Consider the following 7,459-nt stretch of genomic DNA (forward strand, 5'->3'; position numbering starts at 1 on the left):
ACCGCATATGGACAAGATATGTGGAAAGAAGTTTGTGCAGCTTTCGAAAAAGCAAATCCCGGTGTCAAAGTTGAATTAACTATTGACAAGAAATTAGAAGACATTATCACACCGGCAATGAAATCCGGAGATTACCCAGATGTCATCATGCGTCCTGTTGGCGGCGAATCCGCATTGACAGAAACATTTATTAAAGACAATAATATTGTAGACTTAACAGATGTTTTATCAATGACCGTTCCTGGCGAAGACAAAACCGTTGGTGATAAGATTCTTCCAGGTTTCGTTGACAACTCCATCACAAATCCTTACGGCGATGGCAAAACTTATCTGATGCCTATGTTCTATGGTCCTTGCGGATTATTCTACAATGAAGGCCTCTTAGAAGAAAAAGGCTGGACAGTTCCTGCTACATGGGATGAAATGTGGGAATTAGGCGACAAAGCAAAAGCAGAAGGCATTTCATTATTTACATACCCTACAGCAGGATATTTTGATGCATTCTTCTATGCTCTTTTACACGAAGCAATGGGTAACGACAATTTCCAGAAAGCTCTTCGTTATGAAGAAGGTATCTGGGATACAGCAGAAGCAAAAGAAGCATTTGACATCATTGGCAAACTGGCAACTTACACAGAAAAAACAACACCAGCAAATGCCAACGACAATGATTTCCGTAAGAATCAGCAGATGATTCTGGACAACAAAGCAATCTTCATGCCAAACGGTAACTGGGTAATCGGTGAAATGGCTGACGCACCTCGTGCAGATGGATTCAAATGGGGATTCACAGCACTTCCAGCTGTAAAAGACGGTGGAGAACGCGCTTCTTACACATTCTTCGAGCAGGTTTGGATGCCTAAGGGAGCAGAAAACCAGGATCTTGGAAAACAGTTTATCGCATATCTGTACACAGATGAAGCTGCAGGAATCTTCGCTGAAAAAGGCGGAGCAGTTCAGCCAATCCAGGGTATGGCAGATAAATTAGACGGCGATGCTAAACTTTACTACTCAATCTACGATACAGGTGCAGTAGCTGTTATGGATGCATTCGCTACAACTGATCCGGTAGAAGGTATCACAGTTCGTACTACATTCTTTGATCCGATCAACTCACTGGTAAGTGGTGATAAGACACTTGATGACTGGGTATCTCAGGTGAAACAGGACAGCGACGCGCTGCGTGCAGCTTTAAAGTAACATTCAAAATGAAAAGACAGTACGGTGAATGAATGTTCACCGTCTGTTTTTTATCAGGCAGTATTCCTGCAGTAAATTTAGAATTGGAGATGAAGCCATGAAAAATAGAAGAGGGAGAGGGAGATTCATATTTTTTTGTTTAGCTCCCGCCGTAATCCTGTTTATAATATTTATGATTATTCCTACGATTGACGTATTCCGGATGTCCATGTTTAAATGGGGCGGATATACAGACGATAAAACTTTTGTGGGGCTTCAGAATTTTCAAAAGCTGTTTCAGAGCGATAAGTTCTATCAGGCATTTCAAAATTCAGTATTATTAATTGTACTTGTAACCATCGTCACATTTTCTCTTTCATTGATCTTTGCGGCAATGTTATCCCGTGAAAAGATTAAGGGACAAAATTTCTACAGAGTAATTTTTTACATACCTAATATCCTGTCAGTCGTTGTTATCAGTGCCATATTCTCAGCAATCTATGATCCGAATCTTGGTTTGTTAAATTCGTTTTTGAATTTATTCAGAGGACAGGCTGGTGTTGATAATCCAACATTATGGCTGGGAAACCAGAAAATAGTAATTTATAGTATCGTAATTGCAATGGTATGGCAGGCAATTGGTTACTATATGGTTATGTATATGGCGAGTATGGCAAATATACCAGAGAGCTTATACGAATCAGCAAGCCTGGAAGGCGCCGGACGTATTACACAATTCTTCTCCATTACCCTTCCGCTTATCTGGACCAATATCCGTACAACGCTTACCTTTTTCATTATCAGTACCATCAATATGAGTTTCCTGTTCGTAAGAGCAATGACGAATGGCGGTCCTGACGGAGCATCCAGCGTATTTTTAAGTTACATGTACCAGGAGGCATATACGAATTCATCTTATGGATATGGTATGGCCATCGGCGTTATGGTATTCTTGTTCTCATTTGCACTGGCTGCAGTACTGAATGGGGTAACAAAACGTGAAGAACTGGAATTTTAAGGAGGTGGATTGGAATGAAAAATGATCAGAAATCAAGTGGTTCAAAAGTTTATAAAGCGGTCATCTATATTGTATTGACAATATTAGCAATCGTAATTATCGTTCCGGTTGCCTGGGTATTTATTGCTTCTATTAAGCAGAATTCCGAGTTTTACGGAAATCCATGGTCGATTCCGGAAGGCATACATCTGCAGAACTTTGTGGATGCCTGGCAGAAAGCCAACATGGGCTCTTACATGCTGAATTCGGCAATTGTTACCGTAGTTGCAATTGTGCTGCTGGTAGTAATCGCACTTCCTGCTGCATATGTACTTGCCAGATTTAAATTTAAATCCAGTGCATTCTGGAATGTAATTTTCATGGCTGGATTATTTATAAATGTTAACTACATTGTAGTACCGATTTTCTTAATGCTGAATAATGGGGATAAGGTAGTCCGTGGAATCCTCGGACACCCATTTTTCCTGAATAACCTATTTATTTTATCCGTTGTTTATGCGGCGACGGCATTGCCCTTTACCATATACCTGTTGTCAGGATATTTTAAATCTCTGGCAAAAGATTATGAAGAAGCTGCATACGTAGATGGCGCAGGTTACTGCCGCACCATGGTACAGGTTATCATGCCTATGGCAAAACCAAGTGTTGTAACAGTCATCTTATTTAACTTCCTTGCATTCTGGAATGAGTATATTATTTCCATGACACTGCTTACCAAACCGGAAATCAAAACGCTGCCGGTAGGTCTTATGAACCTGATGGCTGCACAGAAATCAGCCGTAGAGTACGGTCAGATGTACGCCGGACTTGTAATCGTTATGGTTCCGACACTGGTTCTCTATATGTGTGTCCAGAAGAAGCTGACCCAGGGAATGACGCTTGGCGGCCTGAAAGGATAAGGAGGATAATATTATGAATGAAACAACAAAAAAAGTAATCTCCGGCATAGTAGTCTTCATTATTTTTGTAGTCTGCGTATCACTGATTGTGATTGGTCAGAAAAATGTAGGCGCACCCTGGTTGTGTATGATGCTGGTGGGTCTGGCTGGGCTGGTTTTCTTACTTTGGCTTTATAACAGAAAATATAAATAACGGAGCGCAGGCTTCACATGATTTAGGAGGACTTATTATATGAACCAAAAGCAAGGTCGTGTTACGATACCAACCGACATAGATGTAATTCCGGAAACTCTAAAGGTTATGAAACGCTGGGGAGCAGATGCAATCCGGGATTGTGACGGAACAGATTTTCCATCAGAACTTCGTGATGTAGATGCTAAAATTTATTCTACATATTATACGACCCGTAAAGATAACAGCTGGGCAATGGCAAACCCGGAAGAGATACAGCAGATGTATCTGATGACACCGTTTTACACAGCAGAGGAAACGCAGCTGTCCATTCACCTGATGAAAGGCCTGTATCCGGATATGCTGACACCCAACTGCAGAGATGATATCAAACGCTGGTGGGAAGTAATCGACCGGACCACGGGAGAAGCGGTTTCCACAGATAACTGGAGCTATGATGAAAAGACAGGAGATGTAACACTTACGGCTGTTCCGTTTCATGATTATACCGTCAGCTTCCTGGCTTATATCATGTGGGATCCGGTACATATGTACAATGCAGTTACAAATGACTGGAAGGATGTGGAGCATCAGATAACCTTTGATGTCAGACAGCCAAAGACACATGCTTACACATTAGAGAGGCTTAAAAAGTTTATTGAAGAGCATCCATACGTGAATGTACTTCGTTTCACCACATTTTTCCATCAGTTCACCCTGGTTTTTGATGAACTTGCAAGAGAAAAATATGTTGACTGGTATGGCTATTCCGCTTCGGTAAGTCCTTATATTCTGGAACAGTTCGAAGAGGAAATGGGTTATCCGTTCCGCCCGGAATATATCATTGACCAGGGTTATTATAATAACCAGTACCGCATTCCCACAAAGGAATTTCAGGATTTCCAGGCATTCCAGAGAAGGGAAGTTGCTAAAATTGTAAAGGAAATGGTTGAACTTACCCATGAATGCGGCAAAGAAGCAATGATGTTCTTAGGTGATCACTGGATCGGAACCGAACCATTTATGGAAGAATTTAAAACTTTGGGGCTGGATGCAGTAGTGGGCAGTGTGGGAAATGGTTCTACCCTTCGCCTGATCAGTGATATCGAAGGTGTGAAATATACAGAAGGAAGACTTTTGCCCTACTTCTTCCCGGATACTTTCTGTGAAGGAAAAGATCCTGTGAAGGAAGCAAAAGAAGGCTGGGTAACAGCAAGACGTGCTATTTTAAGAAAGCCGGTTGACCGTATCGGTTATGGCGGATATCTGAAGCTGGCACTGGAATTTCCTGATTTTGTAGATTATGTGGAAGATGTCTGTGAAGAGTTCCGGACACTTTATGAAAATATCAAAGGCACGGTTCCTTATTGCATCAAAAAAGTAGCAGTTTTAAACTGCTGGGGTAAGATGAGAGCATGGGGATGCCATATGGTACATCATGCACTTTACTACAAACAGAATTATTCTTATGCCGGAGTAATCGAAGCACTGGCTGGTGCGCCATTTGATGTGAAGTTTATCAGCTTCCAGGATATCAAAGAAAATCCGGAAATCTTAAGTGACATTGATGTGATTTTGAACATCGGTGATGCGGATACGGCACATACCGGCGGCGAATGGTGGTGTGATCCGGAAATTGCTTCTGCCATTAAAAAGTTTGTATACAATGGTGGGGGAATCATCGGTGTTGGCGAACCTTCCGGACATCAGGAAAACGGTCGCTTCATCCAGCTGGCTAATGTATTCGGTGTAGAAGAGGAACGCGGCTTTACGCTTGGTTATGATAAATACAACTGGGAAAACCACAAACATTTTATTATGGAAGATTCCGGCGAAGAAATTAACTTTGGCGAAGGCAAGAAAAATATCTTTGCAATGGAAGGAACCCAGGTACTTGTGCAAAGAGAAAAAGAAGTGCAGCTGGCAGTAAATGAATTCGGAAAGGGCCGTGCCGTTTATATCAGCGGGCTTCCTTACAGCTTTGAAAACAGCCGTATGCTTTACCGCTCTATTTTATGGAGTACCCATGATGAAGAAAATATCCATAAATGGTTCAGCAGCAATTACAATGTAGAAGTACATGCTTATATTAAAAATGGAAAATACTGTGTAGTCAATAATACTTATGAACCACAGGAAACCATCGTTTATCTGGGTGACGGAAGCAGCTTTAACCTGAGTATGGAAGCAAATGAAATAAAATGGTATAAGATTTAAGCATATAAAAAGAGCCCTTACCGGCTCTTTTTATGTATTTCTGCATGTTTCGGAAAATATAATCTTCTAACTGGTAACAGTTTAGACAGATCTGAACTGTTACTCTAACTGACCCATTTTCGAAAAATAATATGTTTATAATTATCCAGTACCGTTAGGACGATCAGCCCAAGAACAGCACAAGAGAGAATTTCTCCGATTCCAACCGTAAGCATCATCAGCGGTATTGGTAAATTAATGGCGTATCCATAATAAAGAACAAAGGGTACGACCAGAGTGTTGGCGATGATGGGCGGAAGTGGTACCAGAAACTTTTTGCGGCGGAGTAAATACGAACAATATGCAGCAAGAAGTGTTGCAAGGCTGCCGCATACCACATCAATGGGAATTGCTCCGCTGATCAGATTGCCGAATATGCATCCGATAAATAATCCCGGAATTGCAGCCGGAGTAAAATAAGGCAAAATGGTAAGTGCCTCAGAAATCCGGACCTGGATACTGGCGAATCCGAATGGGGCGAACAGGACGGTCAGCACCACATAGATTGCAGCAATGATGGATGCCTGTGCCATAAATAAAACTTTTTTGTTTCTCATAGATTTTCTCCTTTAGTTTTGTTTTAAATGAGGAAGGTTTCGAACTCATTTTTGTAGTTTACAGTCCTCTGGTATTATAACGCGTTTGCAGGTAAATGAAAAGATAATTTTCCCGGAAGGGGTCAAGCGAAAACAATTTTATTACGGAAAACTTAAGAATAAACCAGATGATAGTAAATATTCACAAAATATGGTACAATAATGGACATCTGAAAGCAGACATCCCTTTCTGGGACGGATATGTTTTCATTAAGATGCAGGGAACGAAAGTTCCGGATTGGAGGAAAAACGTGAAGAAAAAATTGTTTAAAATGACTGCGGCGGCATTCTGCCTGTCGTGTCTGGTGTCCATCACCGCCTTTGCAGACAGCAGTAAGGTGGTAACGCTTGGGTCAAACTTATCTCAGGAACAAAAAGATACCATGTTTAAATACTTTGGAGTAGAGAAAAATGCGGTTGAGGTAATCGAAGTTAATAATACAGAAGAGCGCCAGTATCTGGAAGGGATTGCTTCCGAAGAGGTCATTGGAACCAGGACTTACAGCTGTTCTTATATTGAACCCACAACTTCCGGGGGCATTCAGGTAAAAACCGCGAACCTCACCTGGGTTACCAGCAATATGATTGCATCCACACTGACAACCGCCGGGATCACAAATTGTAATGTGGTTGCAGCATGCCCCATTGAAGTATCCGGGACCGGAGCACTCACGGGAATTTTAAAAGCTTATGAAAAAGCTTCCGATGGAACATTAAGTGAGGATAAAAAACAGCTTGCAACCGATGAATTGATTCAGACCGGAGAACTTGGAGATACCATTGGAAAAGATAAAGCAATCCAGCTGATCAACGGTGTAAAGATGGAAGTCATCAAAGGTGAGGTCACAAGCCCGGAAGAAATTAAAGGGATTGTAGAAAAAGCAGCAAGTGAAGCCTCCGTCACACTTACCGGAGATCAGGTAGCTTCCCTGACGGCATTGATGGAAAAAATCGGTGCCCAGGATTATGACTATGAGTCTTTAAAAGATACTTTAAACAGAGTAGAAAATAATGTAAAAGCTGCTTTGGACAACGCATCGGAAGAACAGAAAAATTTCTTTTCTAAGCTATGGGATTCCATTAAAAATTTCTTTTCCAATCTGTTTGATAAAGATGAAAAAAATCAGGAATCCGAGACACTTGCTCCGGATAATATTTTAAATAACACCAACGATTCTATACTGGGAGACGTTGTAGGGGATGCAACAAATGATCAGGCTAATCCATCTACAGAAGGAGAGAATCAAGAAACAAATTTAGAAACACAACCAGCTTTTGATACAAACAAAGAGACACAAAATGAGACCATAAAATCTTCTGAGTCTTCTACAAATATAGG

At 41.2% G+C, this 7,459-nt stretch carries 7 protein-coding genes; 6 read left to right on the top strand and 1 reads right to left on the bottom strand.

Annotation, left to right across the window (positions count from 1 at the left end; all coding sequences use genetic code 11):
* The 5 genes from ACH2DQ_RS13615 to gnpA form a co-directional block, all read left to right on the top strand.
* Window positions 1–1,200: carbohydrate ABC transporter substrate-binding protein (locus ACH2DQ_RS13615; protein WP_395027093.1), on the top strand; the 1,200-nt coding region annotated here is incomplete at its 5' end.
* 97 nt (window positions 1,201–1,297) lie between these two features.
* Window positions 1,298–2,197 carry a carbohydrate ABC transporter permease gene (locus ACH2DQ_RS13620; protein ID WP_394911228.1) on the top strand — a complete coding sequence of 300 codons (900 nt, stop codon included), beginning with the start codon at window positions 1,298–1,300 and terminating at the stop codon, window positions 2,195–2,197.
* Window positions 2,198–2,211: 14 nt separating this feature from the next.
* A complete protein-coding gene (locus ACH2DQ_RS13625; protein WP_394911229.1) occupies window positions 2,212–3,096 on the top strand; it encodes a carbohydrate ABC transporter permease in 885 nt (294 codons plus the stop codon).
* 13 nt (window positions 3,097–3,109) lie between these two features.
* Entirely contained in the window at window positions 3,110–3,289 is a 180-nt protein-coding gene (locus tag ACH2DQ_RS13630; protein ID WP_394911230.1) for a DUF6903 family protein, read from the top strand.
* A gap of 39 nt (window positions 3,290–3,328) precedes the next feature.
* Complete coding sequence (gene gnpA / locus ACH2DQ_RS13635; RefSeq protein ID WP_394911231.1) at window positions 3,329–5,485, top strand: 1,3-beta-galactosyl-N-acetylhexosamine phosphorylase; 2,157 nt, start codon at window positions 3,329–3,331, stop codon at window positions 5,483–5,485.
* A gap of 104 nt (window positions 5,486–5,589) precedes the next feature.
* Here gnpA and ACH2DQ_RS13640 read toward each other — a convergent pair whose 3' ends face one another.
* Complete coding sequence (locus ACH2DQ_RS13640; protein ID WP_394911232.1) at window positions 5,590–6,081, bottom strand: QueT transporter family protein; 492 nt, start codon at window positions 6,079–6,081, stop codon at window positions 5,590–5,592.
* A gap of 290 nt (window positions 6,082–6,371) precedes the next feature.
* Between ACH2DQ_RS13640 and ACH2DQ_RS13645 the strand changes: the two genes are divergently transcribed.
* Window positions 6,372–7,459 (top strand): DUF1002 domain-containing protein (locus ACH2DQ_RS13645; RefSeq protein ID WP_395027097.1); only part of this gene is annotated, 1,088 nt, incomplete at its 3' end.

The sequence above is a fragment of the Robinsoniella sp. genome, from assembly GCF_034124845.1.

Coding starts and splice junctions, on each gene's coding strand:
- ACH2DQ_RS13620 (WP_394911228.1), top strand. CDS start 1,298: ATGAAAAATAGAAGAGGGAGAGGGAGATTCATATTTTTTTGTTTAGCT.
- ACH2DQ_RS13625 (WP_394911229.1), top strand. CDS start 2,212: ATGAAAAATGATCAGAAATCAAGTGGTTCAAAAGTTTATAAAGCGGTC.
- gnpA (WP_394911231.1), top strand. CDS start 3,329: ATGAACCAAAAGCAAGGTCGTGTTACGATACCAACCGACATAGATGTA.
- ACH2DQ_RS13640 (WP_394911232.1), bottom strand. CDS start 6,081: ATGAGAAACAAAAAAGTTTTATTTATGGCACAGGCATCCATCATTGCT.
- ACH2DQ_RS13630 (WP_394911230.1), top strand. CDS start 3,110: ATGAATGAAACAACAAAAAAAGTAATCTCCGGCATAGTAGTCTTCATT.